General features: G+C 58.1%; 21 protein-coding genes. 8 read left to right on the plus strand and 13 right to left on the minus strand.

Annotation, left to right across the window (positions count from 1 at the left end):
- Positions 1-13 precede the first annotated feature (13 nt).
- From G6L01_RS15320 to G6L01_RS15335, 4 genes are all read right to left on the minus strand, one after another.
- Positions 14-520, minus strand: coding sequence for a GNAT family N-acetyltransferase (locus G6L01_RS15320; RefSeq protein ID WP_015917421.1), 507 nt, complete (start codon positions 518-520; stop codon positions 14-16).
- A gap of 247 nt (positions 521-767) precedes the next feature.
- Complete coding sequence (typA, locus tag G6L01_RS15325; RefSeq protein ID WP_070153226.1) at positions 768-2,597, minus strand: translational GTPase TypA; 1,830 nt, start codon at positions 2,595-2,597, stop codon at positions 768-770.
- Between the two features lie 159 nt (positions 2,598-2,756).
- Entirely contained in the window at positions 2,757-4,337 is a 1,581-nt protein-coding gene (locus tag G6L01_RS15330; protein WP_070164298.1) for an alkaline phosphatase D family protein, read from the minus strand.
- 128 nt (positions 4,338-4,465) lie between these two features.
- Positions 4,466-6,550 carry a M3 family metallopeptidase gene (locus G6L01_RS15335; protein ID WP_071206143.1) on the minus strand — a complete coding sequence of 695 codons (2,085 nt, stop codon included), beginning with the start codon at positions 6,548-6,550 and terminating at the stop codon, positions 4,466-4,468.
- Between the two features lie 237 nt (positions 6,551-6,787).
- On the opposite strand from G6L01_RS15335, the gene G6L01_RS15340 reads away from it, so the two are divergent.
- Complete coding sequence (locus G6L01_RS15340; protein WP_070164415.1) at positions 6,788-7,966, plus strand: multidrug effflux MFS transporter; 1,179 nt, start codon at positions 6,788-6,790, stop codon at positions 7,964-7,966.
- A gap of 52 nt (positions 7,967-8,018) precedes the next feature.
- Here G6L01_RS15340 and G6L01_RS15345 read toward each other — a convergent pair whose 3' ends face one another.
- Positions 8,019-9,242 (minus strand): argininosuccinate synthase, encoded by a 1,224-nt coding sequence (locus G6L01_RS15345; protein WP_070164297.1) that lies wholly within the window; start codon positions 9,240-9,242, stop codon positions 8,019-8,021.
- On the opposite strand from G6L01_RS15345, the gene G6L01_RS15350 reads away from it, so the two are divergent.
- The 4 genes from G6L01_RS15350 (at position 9,241) to G6L01_RS15365 (ending at position 12,114) form a co-directional block, all read left to right on the plus strand.
- Positions 9,241-9,408 (plus strand): hypothetical protein, encoded by a 168-nt coding sequence (locus tag G6L01_RS15350; RefSeq protein WP_156612796.1) that lies wholly within the window; start codon positions 9,241-9,243, stop codon positions 9,406-9,408. The two genes, G6L01_RS15345 and G6L01_RS15350, sit on opposite strands and share 2 nt — an antisense overlap.
- Before the next feature lie 170 nt (positions 9,409-9,578).
- A complete protein-coding gene (locus G6L01_RS15355; protein WP_070164296.1) occupies positions 9,579-10,433 on the plus strand; it encodes an SDR family NAD(P)-dependent oxidoreductase in 855 nt (284 codons plus the stop codon).
- 142 nt (positions 10,434-10,575) lie between these two features.
- A complete protein-coding gene (locus tag G6L01_RS15360; protein ID WP_156584325.1) occupies positions 10,576-11,391 on the plus strand; it encodes a hypothetical protein in 816 nt (271 codons plus the stop codon).
- Between the two features lie 81 nt (positions 11,392-11,472).
- Positions 11,473-12,114, plus strand: coding sequence for a LysE family translocator (locus tag G6L01_RS15365; RefSeq protein WP_060718696.1), 642 nt, complete (start codon positions 11,473-11,475; stop codon positions 12,112-12,114).
- 63 nt (positions 12,115-12,177) lie between these two features.
- Here the strand turns inward: G6L01_RS15365 and G6L01_RS15370 are convergent, their stop codons facing one another.
- The 8 genes from G6L01_RS15370 to G6L01_RS15405 form a co-directional block, all read right to left on the minus strand.
- The gene (locus tag G6L01_RS15370; RefSeq protein WP_267889528.1) at positions 12,178-12,306 is read right to left on the minus strand and encodes a hypothetical protein; all 129 of its coding nucleotides are present in this window, start codon (positions 12,304-12,306) and stop codon (positions 12,178-12,180) included.
- On the minus strand, positions 12,303-12,527 hold the full coding sequence (locus G6L01_RS15375; RefSeq protein WP_015917430.1) for a hypothetical protein: 225 nt from the start codon (positions 12,525-12,527) through the stop codon (positions 12,303-12,305). Before G6L01_RS15375 ends, G6L01_RS15370 begins: the two co-directional genes overlap by 4 nt.
- A gap of 14 nt (positions 12,528-12,541) precedes the next feature.
- A complete protein-coding gene (gene rlmN, locus G6L01_RS15380) occupies positions 12,542-13,720 on the minus strand; it encodes a dual-specificity RNA methyltransferase RlmN (RefSeq protein WP_409049890.1) in 1,179 nt (392 codons plus the stop codon).
- Positions 13,721-14,034: 314 nt separating this feature from the next.
- Positions 14,035-14,544, minus strand: coding sequence for an invasion associated locus B family protein (locus G6L01_RS15385; protein WP_015917432.1), 510 nt, complete (start codon positions 14,542-14,544; stop codon positions 14,035-14,037).
- 281 nt (positions 14,545-14,825) lie between these two features.
- Complete coding sequence (locus G6L01_RS15390) at positions 14,826-15,251, minus strand: YkvA family protein (RefSeq protein ID WP_070164414.1); 426 nt, start codon at positions 15,249-15,251, stop codon at positions 14,826-14,828.
- Between the two features lie 119 nt (positions 15,252-15,370).
- Positions 15,371-15,673 (minus strand): 4a-hydroxytetrahydrobiopterin dehydratase, encoded by a 303-nt coding sequence (locus G6L01_RS15395; protein WP_070164413.1) that lies wholly within the window; start codon positions 15,671-15,673, stop codon positions 15,371-15,373.
- Between the two features lie 136 nt (positions 15,674-15,809).
- Complete coding sequence (gene thpR / locus G6L01_RS15400) at positions 15,810-16,397, minus strand: RNA 2',3'-cyclic phosphodiesterase (RefSeq protein ID WP_070164293.1); 588 nt, start codon at positions 16,395-16,397, stop codon at positions 15,810-15,812.
- Between the two features lie 66 nt (positions 16,398-16,463).
- Entirely contained in the window at positions 16,464-17,072 is a 609-nt protein-coding gene (locus G6L01_RS15405) for an arylesterase (protein WP_070164412.1), read from the minus strand.
- Positions 17,073-17,326: 254 nt separating this feature from the next.
- Here G6L01_RS15405 and G6L01_RS15410 point away from each other — a divergent pair, with 254 nt between their 5' ends.
- The 3 genes from G6L01_RS15410 to G6L01_RS15420 all read left to right on the plus strand — a co-directional run bounded on the left by G6L01_RS15410 (position 17,327) and on the right by G6L01_RS15420 (position 21,545).
- Positions 17,327-18,043, plus strand: coding sequence for an ABC transporter ATP-binding protein (locus tag G6L01_RS15410; protein ID WP_070164292.1), 717 nt, complete (start codon positions 17,327-17,329; stop codon positions 18,041-18,043).
- On the plus strand, positions 18,040-20,586 hold the full coding sequence (locus G6L01_RS15415; RefSeq protein WP_070164291.1) for an ABC transporter permease: 2,547 nt from the start codon (positions 18,040-18,042) through the stop codon (positions 20,584-20,586). The genes G6L01_RS15410 and G6L01_RS15415 overlap by 4 nt, the downstream gene beginning before the upstream one ends.
- A 188-nt stretch (positions 20,587-20,774) precedes the next feature.
- Positions 20,775-21,545, plus strand: a complete 771-nt coding sequence (locus G6L01_RS15420; protein ID WP_070164290.1) for a Bax inhibitor-1/YccA family protein — start codon at positions 20,775-20,777, stop codon at positions 21,543-21,545.
- The last annotated feature ends 87 nt before the right edge of the window (positions 21,546-21,632 follow it).

A 21,632-nucleotide genomic window follows, 5' to 3' on the forward strand; every position in this document is an offset into this window, starting at 1 on the left:
GTACCAGAACCAATCAGGCCCAAACGAACCCCAGCTTTTTCAGGCTGACGGCGTCGAAATCCTCCATGCCCTCCACGCTGTCCGTACCGCCATTCGAGCGGAAGAAATTGACGGCGCCGGCGCAGTCCTCCAGACACCAGACCACCAATCCCCGGCAACCCAGCGATTTAAGCAGGCGGCGGCATTCGGTAAACAGCGTGAAACCCAGACCAACGCCCTGGTATGCCGGCCGCATATAGATCTCGTAGATCTCGCCATCATAGGGAAGGCCCCTGGCCCGGTTGAGGCCGAGCGTCGCATAACCGGCAATCACCCCGCCGATATCGACCACCAGTACTGTCGCCGGACCATTGGTGGCCTTGCGCCACCATGTCTCGCCACGGCGTTCCATCATCCTGATCAAAGCCTGATGCGGGATAAGACCGCTATAGGTGGACTGCCAGGCTTCCCGATGCGCCTCGGAAAGCGCTCTCCCATCATCCGGCGCAGCCGGACGTACATCAATCGATAACGTCTTCATAACGTCACTCTCATCCGACTGGGGTAATGACAATCAGTGCGGGATCATTCCCGCTGGCAAGTCCGCCCCCTCCTCGTGCTTGCCCCATAACCACGCCCCAGATTAACGCTTTCTTAAACAATCAAGCAAGAGTGGTCGTTGTAAAATTCCGAGGATCAGAATCGTCTTAAAGGCCTATGCACAAAAAAACCCCGGCCAACAGGCCGGGGTTGATGATCTCTCAGAAACGAAAAAGCAGAAACGGCAATCAAGCCTGGGCGACGCGGGCCTTGCCGAAGCGCTTGCGATCGTTGGCGTCCAGGTAGAACTTGCGCAGACGGATGGACTTCGGCGTCACTTCCATCAGCTCGTCGTCCTGAATCCAGGAAAGCGCGCGGTCCAGCGTCATGCGGATCGGCGGAGTCAGCTTGACAGCTTCGTCCTTGCCAGCAGAGCGGATGTTGGTCAGCTGCTTGCCCTTGAGAACGTTGACTTCCAGATCGTTGTCGCGCGAGTGAATGCCGACGATCATGCCTGCATAAACCTTTTCGCCTGGCTCGATAATCATCGGGCCGCGATCTTCCAGGTTGAACATGGCATAGGCCACGGCTTCCCCGGACTGGTTGGACAACAGAACGCCATTGTTACGGCCAGAGATTTCGCCCTTGAACGGCTGATAGTTGTGGAACAGGCGGTTCATGATCGCCGTACCACGGGTATCCGTCAGCAATTCCGACTGGTAGCCGATCAGGCCACGGGTGGGCGCATAGAACACCAGACGAACGCGATTGCCGCCGGAAGGCCGCAGCTCAGTCATTTCTGCCTTGCGCTCAGACATTTTCTGCACGACGACGCCGGAATGCTCTTCATCGACGTCGATGACGACTTCTTCGATCGGCTCCATCAGGGTGCCGTTCTCGTCCTTGTGCATCACGACGCGCGGACGCGACACAGCCAGCTCGAAGCCTTCGCGGCGCATGGTTTCGATCAGAACAGCCAGCTGCAATTCGCCGCGGCCAGACACGAAGAACGAATCCTTGCCTTCCGATTCTTCAATCTTCAGGGCAACATTGCCTTCGGCTTCCTTGAACAGGCGGTCGCGGATGACGCGGCTCGTGACCTTGTCGCCTTCGGTGCCAGCCAGCGGGCTGTCATTGACCAGGAAGGACATGGTGACGGTTGGCGGATCGATCGGCTGGGCTTCCAGCGCTTCGGTGACGGACGGATCACAGAATGTATCGGCAACCGTGCCCTTGGACAGACCGGCAATCGCCACGATGTCACCGGCATGAGCTTCTTCAATGGCGGTGCGCTCGATGCCGCGGAACGCGAGGATCTTGGAAATACGGCCGGTTTCGATGACCTTGCCGTCCTGGCTCAGAACCTTGACGGACTGGTTCGGCTTGATCGAGCCGGAATGGATACGACCGGTGATGACGCGGCCAAGGAAGGGGTTGGCTTCCAGCAGCGTGCCGATCATGCGGAACGCGCCGTCTTCGTCGCCAACGCTCGGCTCAGGAACGTGCTGCAATACCAGGTCCAGCAACGGGGCCAGGCCCTGATCCTTCGGGCCTTCAGGCGCGATATTCATCCAGCCATCACGACCGGAACCGTAGAGGATCGGGAAATCGAGCTGCTCGTCGGTGGCGTCGAGGCTGGCGAACAGGTCGAACACTTCGTTGATGACTTCTTCATGGCGGCCATCGGGACGGTCGATCTTGTTGATCGCAACGATTGGGCGAAGACCAACCTTGAGTGCCTTGCCGACCACGAATTTGGTCTGCGGCATCGGGCCTTCCGAGGAGTCGACGAGAACGATAGCGCCGTCCACCATCGACAGGATACGCTCGACTTCGCCGCCGAAGTCGGCGTGGCCGGGGGTGTCGACGATGTTGACGCGAACGCCCTTCCACTCAACCGAGGTTGCCTTGGCGAGAATGGTGATGCCGCGCTCTTTTTCCAGATCGTTGCTGTCCATGACGCGCTCTGCAACGCGCTGGTTTTCGCGGAACGAACCGGACTGTTTCAGAAGTTCGTCAACAAGGGTGGTTTTCCCATGGTCAACGTGCGCGATGATCGCGATATTGCGAATCTTCATGATTAGGATCTCTGATGGCTCTGGCGCGAAGTCCATGCCGGTGCCGATGATGAAACCAAAGACCGCGCCTGTTACTTTGGGGCGCTCATACCCTGTTTTTTGCATTTGCGAAAGAGGCAAAGCGTCTTGATGACGCTCTGCCGCATTTTCACCGCAGAATCAGGCGCTGCGCACCGGATCAAGCACGACCTTATAGAGCTCGTTGTCATCCCGGTCCATCAGTCGCACGGAGAGCTGTTCGCTCTGGCCATCGACATCGACGATGCCGAAGAACTGAAGACCCGCAGACGGCGGCAGGTTCTGGCCCTGCTCGGCGGTCGGCGCCTTGACGAACTTCAACTCTGGCCCGAAGGTCATGTCGAGATCGCTCGGTCCGAAAGTCCCTGCATGCAAGGGACCGGAGACGAACTCCCAGAACGGGTCAAAATCCTGAAAAGCCGCCTTGTCGGGATTGTAATAATGGGCGGCGGTGTAATGCACATCCGCCGTCAGCCAGACTGTATTGCGGATGCCTGTCGTCTTCATATGCCGCAGCAGTTCGGCAATCTCCAGCTCGCGGCCACGCGGCTCGCCATTATGGCCTTGCGCCACGGCTTCCGTGCCTTTCTTGTTGAGAAAGTCGTCCCAGACGACCAAGCCCAACGGCATATCGGCGGCGATGATCTTCCAGGTCGCCTTGGAATTGGTCAGTTCCCGCTTCAGCCAGGCCACCTGCTCGGCCCCCAGGATGCGCGATTCCGGCGTCTGGACCGTTTCCATGCCATCGTGATTGGAACCTCGATAGCTGCGCATGTCGAGGAAAAACACATCGACCAGCGGACCATGAGAAATCTTGCGGTAAACCCGGCCCGGCTCGGCAGGCGTATAGCGGATTGGCGTCATTTCATGGAAGGCGCGGGCAGCACGCGCCGACAGCAGAGCGATAGATTTTTCAGTGTAGCGATTGTCGGCGGTCAAATCCTTGCCCGACGACCAGTTGTTCAGCACTTCATGGTCGTCCCACTGGTAATGGGTTGGACAGATTGCCGACAGTTCCAGCACGTTCTTGTCCATCATATTGTATTTCCACTGGCCGCGATATTCGTCCAGGGTCTCGGCCACCTTGCGCTTTTCATCGGTGACGATGACATTCTTCCACTTGGCACCGTTCTTCAGATCAACCTCTTCCTTGAGGGGACCGTCCGCATAAATGGTATCGCCGGAATGCAGGAAGAAATCAGGCTGATGCTTGGCCATGGTGGCATAGGTCTTCATGCCGGTTTCATCGATGCCCCAGCCCTGGCCCACCGTGTCACCCGACCAGACAAAGCGGACATCGCGCCTGGAGGCGGGTGCAGTGCGGAACCGACCGGTGATTGGCTCGGAAACACTGTTGATATGAGACAGATCAGCTGCCGTGAACCGATAGAAAATCTCCTGGTCGGCAGGCATGTCGGCCAAAAGCCGCTTCACGGCATAGTCACTGTCCGGCAGCGCATTGAGGGCGGGCAAACGCACAGGATTGGCAAAGCTTTCGGTGGTCGAATATTCCATCATGATCCGCGAAGGGCGGTCTACCCGTGTCCAGATCATCCCGGAATTCAGATCGACATCTCCGGATTGGACGCCGTGGGTGAAAACGGGCCGATCCGCCGCCCGGGCATAAAACGGCAGCGCCAGACCGGACCCGGCAGCAAGCCCGGCAGCACTGGTGCCGAGAAGAAACGAACGGCGGCTCAGCGCCTTGAAGGATGTGGACATCAAACCTCTCCTTGAAAAACGACGCCGGTTCAACAGAACCGACGTCGGAGCCAAACAGAGAGACATGTCAGGCGCTTAACCGCAGCGTGACAGTTTCATTAAATTTCCTGTCGCAGCAGCCGAACAGCTTATGCCGCAAGCCCACGCTTCTTCAACATCGCTTCCGGGCTCGGCAACCGGCCACGGAAAGCCTTGTAGGTTTCTTCCGGGTCCACCGCCCCGCCGATAGCGTAGATATTGTCCTTCAAACGTGCAGCCATATCAGCATTGAAGGCATTGCCGGTTTCCTCGAAAGCCTCGAAAGCATCGGCATCCAGCACTTCCGACCACATGTAGGAATAATAGCCAGCCGAATAGCCATCGCCGGAAAACACATGCTGGAAATGCGGCGTGGCATGGCGCATGACGATGGAAGCCGGCATGCCAATGTTTTGGAGAATCTCGGCCTGCACCGCCATCGGATCGCCCACCTGATCTTCCCGCGTGTGAAACGCCATATCGACCAGCGCCGATGAGGTGAATTCGACCGTATCGAACCCGGCATTGAAGGTCTGGGCTGCCAGAACCTTGTCGAGCAAGGCCTGCGGCATGGCCTCGCCGGTCTGGTAGTGCACGGCATAGGTTTTCAGGATATCCGGCACCGTCAACCAATGTTCATAGAGCTGCGAGGGCAGTTCCACAAAGTCACGCGACACCGCCGTGCCTGATACCGACGGGTAAGTGACGTCAGACAGCATCCCATGCAGGGCATGGCCGAATTCATGAAACAGCGTGCGGGCATCGTCCAGGGACAGCAGCGCTGGCTTGCCTTCGGCAGGCTTGGCGAAATTGCAGACATTGTAGATGATGGGCAATTCGCCGTGCATGCCGTTCTTCAAGGCCAGTTTGTGCTGCGACTGGAAAGAACTCATCCAGGCGCCGGAGCGCTTCGAGGACCGGGCGAAATAATCGCCAAGGAACAGCGCCTTCAGCGTGCCATCCGCCTGGCGGATTTCAAACACCCGCACATCGGGGTGATAGCCCTTCACATCGTTCAGCGGCACGGCCGTGATGCCGAACAGCTTTTGCGCCACGGCAAAGCAGGCTTCGATGATTTTTTCCAGTTGCAGATAGGGCTTCAGTTCAGCTTCCGAAAAATTGAACCGTTCAGAGCGCAGCTTCTCGGCATAAAAACGCCAATCCCAGGGCGCAACCTCATGATTCTTGCCATCCTTGGCAATCAGGTCCGCCAATTCCTGCTCTTCGATGGCCGCCTGGGCGACAGCGCGTTCCCAAACCTGCATCAGCAAGCCGTTGACCGCTTCCGGGGTCTTGGCCATGGTATTGTCGAGCTTCAGGGCGGCAAAATTCTTGTAGCCCAACAGCTTGGCCTTTTCCGCCCGAAGCGCCAGGGTTTCGGTCACAATGGCGCGGTTGTCACGCTCACCGCCATTTTCACCCCGCGCCACCCAGGCCTTGAAGGCGACCTCCCGCAGATCCCGCCGCTCGGAAAAGGTCAGGAACGGCACGATAACCGAGCGCGACAGCGTCACGGCATAGGCTTCGCCCTTGCCACGGGCTTGCGCGGCAGAGGCCATCGCGTCCTTCAGAAAATCGGGAATGCCCGCCAACTCGTCATCGCTGGTCAGCGGCAATGCCCAATCGGTCTCATCGCCCAGCACGTTCTGGCCGAAATTGGCGCCAAGGCTGGCCAGCCGCTCATTGATCGCTGCCAACCGCTCCTGTTCGGGTTTGGCGAGCTTGGCTCCAGCCTTGACGAAGCCTTTCCAGTGCCGTTCCAGCACCCGGGTCTGCTCCAGCGTCAGGCCCAGGCTGTCGCGCTTTTCCCACAAGGCATCGACGCGGGCAAACAGCGCGGCATTCATGCTGATCTTTGAATAGTGGCGCGACATTTTCGGCGCGATCTCGCGCTCCAGCGCCTGGATGACCTGGTTGGTATCGGCACCGGCCTTGTTCCAGAACAATGCCGAGACCCGCGACAGGCCGTCTCCGGCTATCTCCAGCGCAACGATAGTGTTGTCGAATGTCGGCTCCGACGGATAGTTGGCGATGGTGTCGATGTCTGCGTCGTGCTCGGCCAGCGCCATGTCAAAAGCCGGGGCGAAATCCTCATCGCCGATGGCGGTGAAATTCGGCAGGCCATGCGGCCCATTCCAGTCGGTGACGGTGGCAAAGGCGCCGTTGGGGCCAAGATTACGGTCTGGAGATGTCATCACGAAGCAATCCTTCTCATCAATGACAAAGATATAGGCGATCACTCCCGTCATTGTCACCCCTGCGTCCCCCCTCTGTTGCGCGGGAGGGGGCATCAGTGGGATCTCCGATAGCAATGACCGGCGACCGCCCGAAGGATTTTCCATTTCAATTGCCCGCCCGCTGGCTTACCAGTGATCCATGCACGTTGAATATGCCTCCGCCCCATGACGAAATCCGCCACGCCGCCGTCCCGGATGAGCGAGAACCGCACCTCCCTGCTTGGCGCACTGCTGACCATGATCGGTCCGCTGTCCATGGCGATTTACACCCCCGCCATGCCGCAATTGGTCCATGCCTTTTCCACCACGGATGCGGCGATCAAGCTTAGCCTGTCACTGTATTTCGCGGGTTTTGCCTGCGCACAATTGCTGTCCGGCCCGTGTTCCGATGCGTTTGGACGGCGCAATGCAACGCTGGGCTTTCTTGGCATATACCTCTTAGGCAGTCTCGCCGCCGCCTTTGCGCCAACGGTGGAATTGCTGCTGGCCGGGCGCATCATTCAGGGCATCGGCGCATCCGTCGGGGTCACGGTGTCGCGCGCCATGGTCCGCGACCAGTTCGTCGGGGAGCAGGCCTCTCGGATCATCAATATGATCGGCATTATGCTGGCCATCGGACCGGCCATGGGGCCGACCGTCGGTGGGCTGGCGCTTGTCGCCTTCGGTTGGCAATCGGTGTTTCTGCTGATGGTCGGATTCGGCGTGGTCAGCATTATCACGGTCGCCATTCTGATGGCGGAAACCGCGGTGCCGGACCGGCAGATGATCCGTCCGGCCCGGCTAATCGCCTCTTACGCGACCTTGATGGCCGACCGGCGGGTCTTATGCTCGGCCCTGGTTCTGGGCGGCTGTGTCGGCGCGCTTTATGCGCAATCCACCATGCTACCTTTCGTTTTGATCAACAAGGTCGGGCTGTCGCCAGCGCAATTCGGCCTTGGCATGCTGATGCAGACCGGCTCCTATTTCGCCGGTTCGGTGGCGCTGCGGCTGGTATCGAAGCATTTGCGAGCCGGTCAGGCGCTACGCTTCGGGCTGGCGCTGGCTGGATGCGGTGGATTGCTGATCTTTTTGTCCACCCATCTGTTGACGCCAACCTATCTCTCCATCATGGCACCGGTCGCCGTCTGCGCCTTCGGCATGGCCTTCGTCATTCCCGACATCTCCACCGCAGGCCTGTTGCCGCATCCTAAGCTGGCGGGCTCGGCGGCCGCCCTGATGGGCTTCGTGCAGATGAGCTGCGGTTTTCTGGGCGGGCTTGCCGCCTCCTGGCTTGGCGATCCGCTGACCGCCTTCGGCACCATCATTCCCCTGATGGAATTGATGGCGATCATAGCCTATCTCGGCTTCCTTCGCGCCTTGAAACAGATCCAGTAAAAAACCGCCGCCAGTGTCCCGGCGGCGGTTTCAACTCTTTCAAATCCTATGATTACTTGCCGAGATTGCGCTTGGCCAGCGTGCGCAGACGAAGTGCATTGAGCTTGATGAAGCCTGCCGCATCCTTCTGGTCATAGGCGCCCTGATCGTCTTCAAAAGTGACGAGCTGGTCGGAATAAAGCGACTTTGGCGATTCGCGGCCGATGACCATGACATTGCCCTTGTAGAGCTTCAGCGTCACTTCGCCTTCGACATGTTCCTGGCTCTTATCGATCATCGCCTGCAACATTTCACGCTCCGGCGAGAACCAGAAACCGTAATAGATCAGCTCGGCATAGCGCGGCATCAGCTCATCCTTGAGATGAGCAGCGCCACGATCCAGCGTGATCGATTCGATGGCGCGGTGGGCGGTCAACAGGATGGTACCGCCGGGGGTCTCGTAAACGCCACGGCTCTTCATGCCGACGAAGCGGTTTTCAACCAGATCCAGACGGCCAATGCCGTTGTCACGGCCATAGGTGTTGAGTTCCGCCAACAGCGTCGCCGGGCTCATCCGCACGCCGTTGATCGACACGGCATCGCCCTTTTCAAAGCCGACCTTGATGACGGTCGCCTTATCGGGAGCGGCTTCCGGCGAAATCGTGCGCATATGCACATATTCCGGTGCTTCCTGGGAAGGATCTTCCAGAACCTTGCCCTCGGAAGAGGAATGCAACAGGTTGGCATCGACGGAGAACGGCGCTTCGCCCTTCTTGTCCTTGGCGACCGGGATCTGGTTCTGCTCGGCAAAGGCCAGCAAATCGGTGCGGCTCTTGAAAGCCCAGTCACGCCAGGGCGCGATGATCTTGATATCAGGGTTCAACGCATAGGCCGAAAGCTCGAAGCGAACCTGGTCATTGCCCTTGCCGGTCGCGCCGTGAGCGATAGCATCGGCACCGGTCTTCTTGGCAATCTCGATCAGGTGCTTGGAAATCAGCGGCCGGGCAATCGAGGTGCCGAGCAGGTAGACGCCTTCATAGACGGCATTGGCGCGGAACATCGGGAAGACGAAATCGCGGACGAATTCCTCGCGGACATCCTCGATGAAGATTTCCTTGATGCCCAGCATTTCCGCCTTCTTGCGGGCCGGTTCCAGCTCTTCGCCCTGACCGAGATCGGCGGTAAAGGTCACGACTTCAGCGCCGAGTTCGGTCTGGAGCCATTTCAGGATGATCGAGGTATCGAGACCGCCGGAATAGGCGAGAACGACCTTTTTGACGTCTTTCGGAAGTACCATGAGTGCGAAGTCCGTGTGTCTGGGCGAGGCCACTGAACCGGGCCTCCTCGGGTTGGAGGCACTTTTAGCCGGATTGGCGCGTCATGCAAGGGTGAAGCCCTCCGACAATGGCACAAGGCGAGCCCGGACAGGCAAAGCCGGTCTGAAAACACCGACCCGGATTTGACTTGAAATTTGACTTGGACGCTGCAAGTCCCATATGCCGATGGTCAGCATTGCGACAATTCCACGGGTAATATCAAGTATTTCAGCCAGGAATTGCATAGAAACGGTAGAATTGGAGCGGTTCGTTATCCTCAATCAAGAACCGCTTTCAAACGATCAAAGGAGCAAGACATGACCGACATTCAATCGGTAATTGCCAAGGGCAAGGTCGCGGTCGTCACCGGGGCAGCCTCAGGCATCGGCCTTGCCGCCGCCAAGGCTTTCGCCAGCCAGGGCATGTGCGTCGTGCTCGCCGATCTCGGCGGAGACGCGCTTGCCAATGCACGCAGCGAAGTCGCCACTTTCTCTGAAAATCCGGAGAGCGATATCGTCCCCATCGAGACAGATGTCAGCAAGCTGGATGAGCTGGAAGCACTGGAGCGCGCCGTGCTTCAACGCTTCGGGCGTGTCCACCTGTTGATGAACAACGCCGGCATCCAGCCAGGCAGCAGCCTGTTCGGACCGATGGTCAACTGGGACAACGTGTTTGCCGTCAATCTGATGGGCGTTATCCATGGCACGAGGGTGTTCGGGCCTGATATGATCGCCCACAAAGACCCGGCCATCATCATCAATACCGGCTCCAAGCAGGGCATCACCACACCGCCCGGCGACCCCGCCTATAATGTTGCCAAAGCCGGCGTCAAAGCTTTCACCGAGGCTTTGCAACATGAACTGCGCAACACGCCGGACTGCAATGTCAGTGCCCATCTGCTGATTCCCGGCTTCGTCTTCACCGGTCTGACAGCCGGTGAACGGACGACAAAGCCCGACGCGGCCTGGACCCCGGAGCAGACGGTGGATTTCATGCTGGACAGCCTCAAACGCGGCGATTTCTACATTCTCTGCCCTGATAACGATGTCAACCGGGCGACAGATGAGAAGCGTATTGCCTGGGCGGCTGGCGACATCATCGAAAACCGTCCGCCGCTGTCGCGCTGGCACCCTGACTACGCAGAGGCCTTCAAGGCGCATTTGCAAGGCTGAGTGGCCTTTTTGTCTTAAACGTCAGGCCGTGACAGGTGGCTCCCGACATCTGTTACGGTCCTGCTAAATTTACGAGAATTCTATTTAAATTTTCGCGCTATGAGTGTATCGATATCTTCATTATTGTTATGGAGATGTTTCAATGACTGTTTTTTACGCCTGGGTTAATCCCGCATTTTTTGAAGGCAATCCTCTCGATCACACCTGGGTCACGACCTATAACAACAGGGTTGCCACCTATGCGACAATCGATGCGGTGACACAGGCCGGGCAAACCTATTGGTATTGCTGGGGTGATTTTCACGCCACCGGCTCCACGGATGATTATCCAACCGGCCTGCTTGCCCAGCAGGACGGCAACACCGCCGTCGCCAGCTGCCTTGTCGAACCCAATGTCGAGGGATCGCTTTCCAATTCACCGCCGAACGGAACCATTCTGGTCTATGGTGTGAATGGCGTGTGCCATCAGATTGCCAACCAAGTGCTATATGCGACGAAAACGGCAACCACAGCACCTTTGACCGTCAAGGGCGCAGCCGGATATGCCTTGAGTACCTTTCTCTATGGTACCTATGGCACCCGCAAGGCAGCATGGGCAAAGAATATCACCACCTGCACAGCGGGAGAGACCAGCGGAGCGATCCGGGAAGAGGATGCGATGAGCGACCTGCCAGACGATTTTCTCGACCATGCCCGCCAGACACTGGGCGACCAGCCCGAAAAGCTGCAAAAACTGCTGGACTTGCGAGAGGCTGTTGCATCCTACATGGCAATGGACCTGCCAGGCACGGCAGCGCCTTCCATAGACCTTATCAACGCGCGTAACCAGCACATGCTGGATCAGGCCGCGGACCTTCTCGGGGCAGCCGATTTTGAAAAGGTCTTCGGCATTCATCCCCAAAAACGGGTGAAACTGGTCCATCCGTCACAGTTGGAAACCACCAGAGAGCAAAAATAAGCCTCGCATCGGCTTGCTGAAAAGGGATCGCGGATCGTAACATGGCCCGCGAACCTTCTTCATATGCCATGCGAGATAGTCATGACCTTCATACCGGGCCTGCCGACCCTACTAGCCTTTACCGCCGCCTGCCTGTTGCTGGCGGCCACACCCGGGCCGGACATGACACTCTCCATCAGCCGTGCATTGCGCGATGGCAAGGCGGCGGGTCTTGCCGTGCTGATCGGCACCAATCTCGGGATTGCGGTCCACACGATGCTGGTGGCTTTCGGGGTCTCCGCCCTGATCGTCGCTTCGCCGACCGCCTTTCTGATCCTGAAAAGCGGTGGGGCTGCCTATCTGGCCTGGCTCGCCTTCCAGGCAATTCGCCACGGTTCGAAATTTGTCGCCACGCCTGAAGCGGGCGCAAAGGGCAGCGTGAAGGCGGCGTTTCTCAACGGGATCTGGGTCAATCTGCTCAACCCGAAGGTCATCATTTTCTTCATGACCTTCCTGCCGCAATTCGTCACCGCCCATGACCCTGATGTCACGGGCAAGCTGCTGTTCCTCGGCTTTTGGTTCATGCTGGTGTCACTCCCCATCACGGTCGCCATCGTGCTGGCCGCCGATAAGCTGGCTGGCTGGCTGCAACAAAATCCGAAAGTGCTGAGGGGAATGGATTACACCTTTGCAGGTGTGTTTTCAGTCTTTGCCGCCAAGATCCTGATGACCCAAGCGCGATAACCCAGGCACGATGACAGAGGCGGTGCTTACAGGGCCGCGATGAAACAAGCCCGATACCGCAGATCAATGAACGTGTTTGCGCGATTTCTCAGCGTCAATGCGGTCCTTGCGGGTGATGAAGAGCATGAAAAAGCCAATCATCAATCCGCCGACAGGCATGATCAACATTGTCAGAAATTGCTCTGTGCTCATGGCTTCAGACCTTTCAATATCTTCCGCGCTAACAAATGTAATGCCACAGACGCTAAAATGCAAATGGAACACACAAGAGCAAGATTTCCGTTCGGACCATGGCCACTATTGACCGTGGAAATCACCGGCGCGAAACCTCCAACGGCAAAAATCGCGATAGCAACGCCATTGATATAGGTTGCCGTCAGCTTGGTTCGTTCATTGCGAACGGCAATTTCCATCAATCGTCCTCGCTCTAATCATCCTCACCATGACCGACGATCATCATCGCCTCATAAGCCAGACGCTCGGTCTTGCGCATCCGTTCCGATTCCGACTTCAACTGCCCGCAAGCGGCCAGAATATCGCGGCCGCGCGGCGTGCGGATCGGTGAGGCATAGCCTGCCGAATTGATGAAATCGGCAAATTTCATGATCTGGTCCCAGTCGGAACACTGGTAATTGGTGCCCGGCCAAGGATTGAAGGGAATGAGATTAATCTTGGACGGAATGCCCTTCAACAGCTGGATCAGGCCCTTGGCATCCTCGAGACTGTCGTTCACATCCTTCAGCATCACATATTCGAAGGTAATGCGCCGGGCGTTGGACAGGCCCGGATAATTGCGACAGGCCTCGATCAGGTCCTTCAGCGGATATTTCTTGTTGATCGGCACCAGCAGGTCGCGCAATTCGTCACGCACCGCATGCAGCGATATCGCCAGCATCACGCCGATTTCATCGCCGGTGCGGTAGATTTCCGGCACCACGCCGGAGGTGGAAAGCGTAATGCGGCGCTTGGAAAGCGAAAGGCCATCGCCGTCGGAGGCGATCAGCAGCGCCTTCTTCACTTCCTCGAAATTATAGAGCGGCTCGCCCATGCCCATCATCACCATATTGGTGATCTTGCGGCCCTCATTGGGCACCATCGCGCCGACAGGCGCATCACGGTCGGGAAAATCACCCAGCCGGTCGCGGGCCAGCAACAGCTGCGACAGCACTTCTTCCGCCGTCAGATTGCGCACCAGCTTTTGCGTGCCGGTGTGACAGAAGGTGCAGGTCAGCGTGCAGCCCACCTGGCTGGAGACGCAGAGCGTTCCCCGGCCTTCTTCCGGAATATAGACGCATTCCACTTCGACCGGACGCCCGGCGCCGCGCGGCGGATAGCGCAGCAACCACTTGCGGGTGCCATCATTGGACACCTGTTCCTCGACGATTTCAGGCCGGGCAATGGTGAAATGCGCCTTGAGCTTCTCGCGCATGTCCTTGGCGACATTGGTCATCTGGTCGAAATCGGAGACGCCGCGCACATAGATCCAGTTCCACAGCTGGGCAACGCGCATCCGCACCTGCTTGTCGGCTACGCCGATCTCGCGCAGCATGTCGCCCATTTCCTCGCGGGTCTGGCCGATCAGGGTCGGCTTGGTAGCGCCAGCCATAGCAGCGGGCCGCGCCTGGGGCGTCCGCTCGATAATAATTTCCGTGGCAGCCATCACTTAACCTCATCAAAACCGAGTGATCGACAGCCTCGCAGCCATAGAATGACGCGGGCCTTCGCACTCTATTTTTCAACTTTGCTGTGTGCAAGAAATCGATAACGCCCCATCATCAGCAGACAACGGCATCAGCAGACAACGGCGCGGCGGCCTTCAAGACCGCATTCGCCGGGCCCTTATCATCAAAATGCCGCGACGTCATCCCAAAACGCAAAAAGGCCGGGAAACCCGGCCTTCGTCGCATCACGAAGCAAATGTTATTTGCACTTTTCAATGCGTTTCAAGGCATCGGAAATACCCTGGAGCGAATAGGCGTAATTGGTTGGCGTGCCACGACCCGAAACAGCCTGGACGCTCATGGTCTTGCCGACCTTCATCGCTGCCACCAAAGCCGGCTCTTCGGCGGCGTTTTCCACCCAGGCGGCGCTATCCTTGGTAAACATCGTAAAGCTCTTGGCGTCGATTTTCACCGTCACCTTGGAACCGGTCTTCAGCGTATAGCCCATCATCGCCTGCGGCTCGTAGGAAATGTTCTGGCCGGGACGCTGCGAGACGATGAAGAAAATATCGCCGTGATTGACGGAAGGCGGTTCCTTCGTGGTCGGCACCGACAGCACATAGCAGACCGTGCTGTTGCCGGACTTGTAGGAATAAGCACCCCAAGCCTTGAACTGCTCGATCCGCGTCGGGCTTGGCGATTGCGCCGCAGCCACATCTGCGAATGCCAGCATGATTGCGACTGCGGTTGCGATTCTTTTTACAAACATTTTCTTCCTGCCGCTTTTTCGTCGGACGCCAAGACAAACAGTCTCGTGTCCAGCCTCGAAACCTCATTCAATTTGACTTAATTTTGGTTACCAAACCGTCAACGAGGCACGAAATGCACAGCTTATAGCCGACAAATCCATGCTTCCAGTCAGTCCTTTTCCGAAAATGGTACAGATTGAAGGCACCGGCAGATCAACCGGCCCTCTGGTAGAACACAAGGAATCAGGCAGGAATTGGACTATGGCACAAGAGACTGGCGCCAGAGTTGAAAATGTCACATTCAGACCCTTTCAGCCCGCCCTTGTGGTGCGCTTTTTTCTTCGCCTTGCACCGGATCGCCATCATCGGCCAAGACGGCATCGGCTGCATCATAGTGACGTTCCTTGATATGGCCGTTGATCATCGCCAGCGCAGTCGTCAGGACGGCAATGTCGTCGGTAAAGCCGACAAAGGCCAGCATGTCTGGAATGGCATCAAAGGGCAGGACGAAATAGCCAAGCGCCGCCAACAATATACCACGCACCCGAAGCGGGGTCTGCCGATCCGTCGCGCAGTAGAAAGCGGCAATCACATCCCGGCTAAACGGGATGTGGCGAATGGCCTTCTTCATCTTCGGCCAGAAGGTGCGGGAGAGCTTTTGCTCCTGCTTTTGCTGTTCGGCTTCATCGCCCGGCAGAAGAATTTCACCGATCTTCACATCGTCCAGTTTTGCCTCGACCATGACCGTCCTCTTTCTCACTCTCCAACCTATGCATCATCCGGAAAATCGGTTGCCAATTTTCTGAAGCGCAATGAACTCCGATATGGGAATGGTGAGTGCTGCTGTCAAACCCGACGTCTGGCGACCTGATCCATGGCGGCTGCCAGCTTCAGATCATGCCCGGTCAATCCGCCGACATCATGGGTTGTTAACTTTACGTCGACACGCCGGTAGACATTGAACCATTCTGGATGATGCCCCATCTTTTCAGCGATGATGGCGCATTCCGTCATGAAGCCGAAAGCCTGGGCAAAATCATCGAAGGAAAATTCCTTGGTGATAGCACCCCGATCCTCAGAAAGGGTCCACCCATCCACGTCCCGCAAAGCCCCCGGGATCGCATCCGGCGCAAGTCGTTCATATCGCATGATCACTCCCAATCTGGCTGTCAAGCCATCCACCGACCTGCTATCCACCGGCATAGCAGACAGCACTCAGGTAGCGGCTGGAAGACAAGCCATCCGAGCGCAAAAAGTTCCTTCGAAATCTGTGCCAGACCCGGCTTTATCCGTTCAGCGAATGCTCGGCATGGTCTGAAAAACTCATCTCCGACCGCTCTTCATAGAGGGGGAAGATTTCTTCCTTCAGATAAGGGCCACCCCCCACCGATTCCTTGGAGGACATCAGCACGAATCTTGGAACGAAAAAGGGCGCGGTCTGGAAGTTACCGCGCCCTGACAGATAATGTACAACGTCATCCAGTCTTGATGACTTCAGCCGCGCCAGCGTCACATGCGGCGTGAACTTTCGGGGGTCGGGCGGCAGCCCCACTCTCTGGCAGATCCGCTCGATTTCGCCCTGGAGCGCCGTCATTTGCGGATGTGGCGTGACACCTGCCCAGATGGAATGCGGTTTCTTCGACCCGAAGGAACCGATGCCGTTCAGACTGAGCTGGAATTCCGGCCGGTCGATTCGATCCAGCCTATCGACGATCTCATCGGCGGTTCGCCCATCGATATCGCCTATGAAGCGCAATGTGATGTGATAATTTTCCACATCGATCCATCGGGCTCCCGGAAGCCCGCCGCGCAGCAAAGACAGGCTCAAGGCCACGTTGCGCGGAATTTCGAGGGCAGTGAACAATCTCGGCATGGAGAGCTCCCCGAATCTTTTGCAGATGCTAACAACGAATCATGCTTGCAAAGGGTAAGCAAGTCGTTAATTCACCTTATCCTCCAAACCTTTTGCGAAACTCTGGACGGCGGGCAGCATATGCTCGACCATCACCCCTACGCCTTTGGCATTGGGATGCATGCCATCGCCCAGTTTCAACGTGGCATCGGTCACGACGCCATCGAGGATAAAAGGATAGAGCGGAATTTTATATTTCTCAGCCAGCCGCTGATAGATCGGATTGAACCTTTTGGCGTAATCGGCACCCATATTGGGCGGCGCGATCATACCCACCAAGAACACCCCGATCTTGCGGGCCTGCAATTTTTCAATGATCGCAGATAAGTTCTTTTCGCTCTCTTCCGGCGCGATACCGCGCAGCGCATCGTTGGCGCCAAGCTCCAGGATAACGCCCTGCGTACCGTCAGGCACCGACCAGTCAACCCGCGCCAGCCCGCCTTCCGTGGTATCGCCGGATACGCCGGCATTGCCGATGCTGACATTCATGCCCTTGTCATGCAGGGCTTTTTCCAGCTGGCTCGGCAGGGCCTCATCGCCCTGAAGCTGATAGCCAGCCATCAGGCTGTCACCGAGCCCAATCAATTGCACTTGCGCTTCCGCCACCGGTGTATCCCCCGTCACATCTTCCGGCATGGACTGGTCAGTTGAAGGTTGGTCAGGCATGGACTGTTCCGCTGGCTGGCCTTGCGGAGCCTGTTCCTGCGCCAGACTGGTTACGGCAAAAGAGCCAGTTGTCAGCAGACCAACCAGCCCTATGACGGCGAATTGAAGGGGGACAGGTTTAAAACCCATGATGGCTTTCCTAAATTCGCGTAGACGATCATGATGCCCGACCGGACATCGCCAAGGCGTTAAAGACCTTGAACCTCATATAGGACGAAAACCGCGTGAGACAAACCATCATTCAGCTCAGAAAAGCCGATCTCACCCTTGGCAATGCCGCAGCCTCGGTCCATGTCCTCAAGGGTATGGACCTGGATATTTCAGAAGGCGAATCAATCGGCATTGTCGGCCCCTCCGGTTCGGGAAAATCGACGCTGCTGATGGTGCTGGCCGGGCTGGAACGGCTGGATAGCGGTGAAATCCACATCAACGGCACCGCCTTGCATGGCTTGAGCGAAGATGCGCTCGCCGATTTTCGCGGTCGCAATATCGGCATCGTCTTTCAGTCTTTCCACCTGATCGCCAATATGACGGCGCTGGAAAATGTCGCCGTGCCGCTGGAACTGGCCAATGTCAAAAATCCTTTCGACATTGCCACCCGCGAGTTGCGCGCCGTCGGCCTTGGTGAGCGGCTCAGCCATTATCCCGGCCAATTGTCTGGCGGAGAGCAGCAACGGGTCGCCATTGCCCGCGCCCTTGCCCCCTCGCCCGCCGTGGTGATTGCCGATGAGCCGACCGGCAATCTGGATGGCGCGACCGGACGCCAGATTGCCGATCTGCTGTTTGCCAAACAGGCCGAGCGCAAGACCACGCTGGTTCTGGTTACCCACGACACGGCCTTGGCCGGTCGCTGCTCAAGACAGGTCCGCGTCCGCTCAGGCCAGATCGAGCCGGGCGATGAAGCGGGCAAGACGCTTGCCGACGAGACCGTTTCGGCATGAGCGGATTTTTGCAACGTCTCAGAACCGCCTTGCGTCTCAGCGCCCGCGAAATGCGCGGCGGTTTTGGCGGATTTTATATTTTCCTGGCCTGCATCGCGCTTGGCACGGCGGCGATTGCCGCTGTCAATTCCGTCTCCACTTCAATTACCCGGTCCATCGCCAGCCAGGGGCAGTCGCTCTTGGGCGGCGACATCCGGTTCGAGTTGAACAACCGGGAAGCCAATGCGGCGGAGAGTGCCTTCCTCCAAGGGCTCGGCACCGTCTCGGCCTCCACCGGCCTGCGCTCCATGGCCCGGTTGCCGGATGGCTCCGATCAATCTCTGGCCGAGATCAAGGCGGTCGATAGCGTCTATCCGCTCTATGGCACATTCGTCGCCACGCCGGACCAGCCGTTGGCTGACCTATTGACAAAAACCGGCGACGCTTATGGTGCGGTCGCAGCCCCTTTGCTGCTCGACCGCCTGGGGATAAAGATCGGCGATAGCCTGCTGGTCGGCTCCCTCCGGTTGGTCATCACCGGCACCATCACCACCGAGCCCGATGCCATTTCGGAAGGCTTCGGCTTTGCGCCGCGTGTCATTACCAGCGGCGAAGCGCTCGCCGCCTCCGGCCTGATCCAGACCGGCAGCCTGGTCGAACATGTCTACAAAGTCAGGCTGAAACCCGGCAGCCCCTCGCTGCCTGTCATTCAGGATCAGGCAAAGCAACAATTTCCCGATGCGGGCTGGTCAATCCGTACCAGCGACCGGGCAGCACCCAACCTGACCGAAAATATCACCCGGTTTTCGCAATTCCTGACACTTGTCGGGCTGACGGCGTTGATTGTCGGCGGTGTCGGCGTCGCCAATGCGGTGCGCGCCTTTCTCGACAGCAAGCGTAGCGTCATCGCCACGCTGAAATGCCTTGGCGCACCGGCTAGCGTCGTCGTCATGGTCTATCTGTTCCAGATCCTGATGGTCGCCAGCATCGGTATTGCGCTGGGGCTTGCCATCGGTGCCATCGCGCCATGGATCGCCAGCTATTATCTGGCGCAATTCCTGCCGATCCAGGCGGATTTCGCCATTTACCCACGCTCCCTGCTGCTGGCGCTGCTGTTTGGCGGGCTGACCACCCTGGCCTTCGCGGTCATGCCGCTCGGCCACGCGCGGCAAGTGCCGGCCACGGCGCTGTTTCGCGAACAGGGTTTCGAGACCCGCCGCCTGCCCTCCTGGCCATATGTACTGGTGGCGGGGCTGGCCATCCTCGCCCTTGCCGCATTGGCGATCCTGACCGCCTATGATCGACGGCTGGCGATATTCTTCCTGATTGCCATGGCCGCCAGCTTCGTTGTGCTGCGGCTGGTCGCTTATGGCGTTTCAGCGCTTGCCCGGAAAAGTCCTCGGCTTCCTTCCCCTGCGCTGCGTCTGGCGGTCGGCAATATCCATCGGCCTGGCGCGCTGACGCCCTCGGTCATTCTGTCGCTTGGCCTTGGCCTTGCACTTTTGGTGACGCTGTCGATGATCGACGGCAATCTGCGGCGCAATCTCACTGGAACGCTGTCTGAAAAAGCCCCGAATTTCTTTTTCGTCGATATCCAGCGCGACCAGCTCGATGATTTCCGTCAGATCATCGCCCGTGAGGCGCCGCAGGGGCAGGTCGTTGAAGTGCCGATGTTGCGTGGACGAATCACCGCCTTCAATGGCCAGGACGTGGCCAAGATGAACGTGCCGCCGCAGGGCCGTTGGGTCCTGCGCGGCGACCGGGGCATTACCTATGCCACCGACCTGCCGAAAAATGCCACGGTGACCGAGGGCCAATGGTGGACACCAGATTACAAGGGAGAACCGCTGGTGTCGTTCTCAGCCCAGGAAGCAGGCGAACTGGGCCTGAAACTGGGCGATACGGTAACCGTCAATGTGCTTGGCCGCACCATCACCGCGAAAATCGCCAATTTCCGTAAGGTGGATTGGCAATCCCTGTCGATCAATTTCGTCATGGTATTTTCGCCCAATACCTTTGCTGGCGCACCCCATGCCTGGATCGCCACCCTGACCGAACCATCCGCCACTCCGCAGCAGGAGGCAAGCATCCTGCGTGCCGTCACCAAGGCCTATCCCACCATTACCAGCGTGCGGGTCAAGGATGCGCTGGATATGGTGAATTCGCTGGTCGGCCAGTTGGCCGTTGCCATCCGGGCCGCAGCCGCCATCGCCCTCATTTCCTCCGTTCTGGTGCTGTCGGGTGCGCTTGCAGCAGGCAATCGGGGCCGTACCCATGATGCGGTGGTGCTGAAGACGCTGGGAGCAACACGGCCAATGCTGATCCGCGCCTTTACCTACGAATATCTGCTGCTTGGCCTTGCCACGGCGATTTTCGCGCTGCTGGCCGGAAGCGTTGCCGGTTGGTATGTGGTCAGCCAGATCATGAAACTGCCAGCCAGCTTCCTGCCCGGGGTCGCCGTTTCCACCGTCGCGCTGGCGCTGGTGACGACAATCGGCATCGGCCTTGCCGGAACATGGCGGGTGCTGGGGCAGAAAGCCGCGCCGGTTCTGCGGGAACTCTGACAGGGATATGGCTTTAGCCGTTAACCGAACTGGATGACCATGGGCTACATTACCGAGGTTTAACGCAAAAGCCCTTGTTCTATAGCGTTATTGCTCCCATATTGACGCTACGCATGCTGGAGCCCCGCAGCGGCGCTTGGGACACTGTCCCGCACCGTGAACAATCCGGGGCTTAATGAGAGGAAACCATGTCTGATTTTCGCAATTATCAGGCGCGTACTGGGGTAGGTTCGGCCGAGATGATCGACCAGGGCCTGCGCAGCTACATGCTGAAGGTCTATAACCTGATGGGTCTTGGACTGGCGATTACCGGCGTTGCGGCTTACGTGATCGCCATGCTTGCCACCACGACCGACCCATCGCAGGCCGTCGGACAGTTCGGCAACGGCATTTTGCTCACCAGCCTTGGAGCTGCCATTTACGGTAGCCCGCTGAAGTGGGTGATCATGCTGGCTCCTATCGGTCTGGTATTTTTCCTGAGCTTCAAGATCCAGTCGATGAGCGTATCGGCGGCCCGCACCACCTTCCTGGTCTATGCCGGTCTGGTCGGCCTGTCGCTGTCGTCTATCCTGCTGATCTATACCGGCCAGAGCGTGGTGCAGACCTTCTTCGTCACGGCTGCATCATTCGGTGCCTTGTCGCTGTATGGCTACACCACCAAGCGTAGCCTGAGCGCGATGGGTTCGTTCCTGATCATGGGCCTGTTCGGTCTGATCATCGCATCGCTGGTCAACATCTTCCTGCAGTCTTCGGCACTCGCCTTTGCTGTTTCGGCCATCGGCGTCGTCATCTTCGCAGGCCTGACCGCCTACGACACGCAGAAGATCAAGGAAATGTATTTCGAGCAGGACGGCGCCGATACGGCTGGCCGCAAGGCTATCCTGGGTGCGCTGACCCTTTACCTCGACTTCATCAACCTGTTCCTGTTCATGCTGCGCTTCATGGGCGACCGTCGCTAACCCGGCGGAGACCAGCAACAGGATCACATCAGGGCGGCCTTCGGGTCGCCCTTTTTCATGCGCCGTCTTGCCGTAAGCGTCTGGCTA

The organism is Agrobacterium vitis (assembly GCF_013337045.2).
Classification (GTDB): domain Bacteria; phylum Pseudomonadota; class Alphaproteobacteria; order Rhizobiales; family Rhizobiaceae; genus Allorhizobium; species Allorhizobium vitis_B.

Coding starts and splice junctions, on each gene's coding strand:
- G6L01_RS15395 (WP_070164413.1), bottom strand. CDS start 15,673: ATGCGATATGAACGACTTGCGCCGGATGCGATCCCGGGGGCTTTGCGG.
- G6L01_RS15320 (WP_015917421.1), bottom strand. CDS start 520: ATGAAGACGTTATCGATTGATGTACGTCCGGCTGCGCCGGATGATGGG.
- G6L01_RS15340 (WP_070164415.1), top strand. CDS start 6,788: ATGAGCGAGAACCGCACCTCCCTGCTTGGCGCACTGCTGACCATGATC.
- G6L01_RS15350 (WP_156612796.1), top strand. CDS start 9,241: ATGAGTGCGAAGTCCGTGTGTCTGGGCGAGGCCACTGAACCGGGCCTC.
- G6L01_RS15330 (WP_070164298.1), bottom strand. CDS start 4,337: ATGTCCACATCCTTCAAGGCGCTGAGCCGCCGTTCGTTTCTTCTCGGC.
- G6L01_RS15355 (WP_070164296.1), top strand. CDS start 9,579: ATGACCGACATTCAATCGGTAATTGCCAAGGGCAAGGTCGCGGTCGTC.
- G6L01_RS15335 (WP_071206143.1), bottom strand. CDS start 6,550: ATGACATCTCCAGACCGTAATCTTGGCCCCAACGGCGCCTTTGCCACC.
- G6L01_RS15415 (WP_070164291.1), top strand. CDS start 18,040: ATGAGCGGATTTTTGCAACGTCTCAGAACCGCCTTGCGTCTCAGCGCC.
- rlmN (WP_409049890.1), bottom strand. CDS start 13,720: ATGGCTGGCGCTACCAAGCCGACCCTGATCGGCCAGACCCGCGAGGAA.
- G6L01_RS15375 (WP_015917430.1), bottom strand. CDS start 12,527: ATGGAAATTGCCGTTCGCAATGAACGAACCAAGCTGACGGCAACCTAT.
- G6L01_RS15405 (WP_070164412.1), bottom strand. CDS start 17,072: ATGCCGGAAGATGTGACGGGGGATACACCGGTGGCGGAAGCGCAAGTG.
- G6L01_RS15370 (WP_267889528.1), bottom strand. CDS start 12,306: ATGAGCACAGAGCAATTTCTGACAATGTTGATCATGCCTGTCGGCGGA.
- thpR (WP_070164293.1), bottom strand. CDS start 16,397: ATGCCGAGATTGTTCACTGCCCTCGAAATTCCGCGCAACGTGGCCTTG.
- G6L01_RS15345 (WP_070164297.1), bottom strand. CDS start 9,242: ATGGTACTTCCGAAAGACGTCAAAAAGGTCGTTCTCGCCTATTCCGGC.
- typA (WP_070153226.1), bottom strand. CDS start 2,597: ATGAAGATTCGCAATATCGCGATCATCGCGCACGTTGACCATGGGAAA.
- G6L01_RS15385 (WP_015917432.1), bottom strand. CDS start 14,544: ATGTTTGTAAAAAGAATCGCAACCGCAGTCGCAATCATGCTGGCATTC.
- G6L01_RS15365 (WP_060718696.1), top strand. CDS start 11,473: ATGACCTTCATACCGGGCCTGCCGACCCTACTAGCCTTTACCGCCGCC.
- G6L01_RS15360 (WP_156584325.1), top strand. CDS start 10,576: ATGACTGTTTTTTACGCCTGGGTTAATCCCGCATTTTTTGAAGGCAAT.
- G6L01_RS15420 (WP_070164290.1), top strand. CDS start 20,775: ATGTCTGATTTTCGCAATTATCAGGCGCGTACTGGGGTAGGTTCGGCC.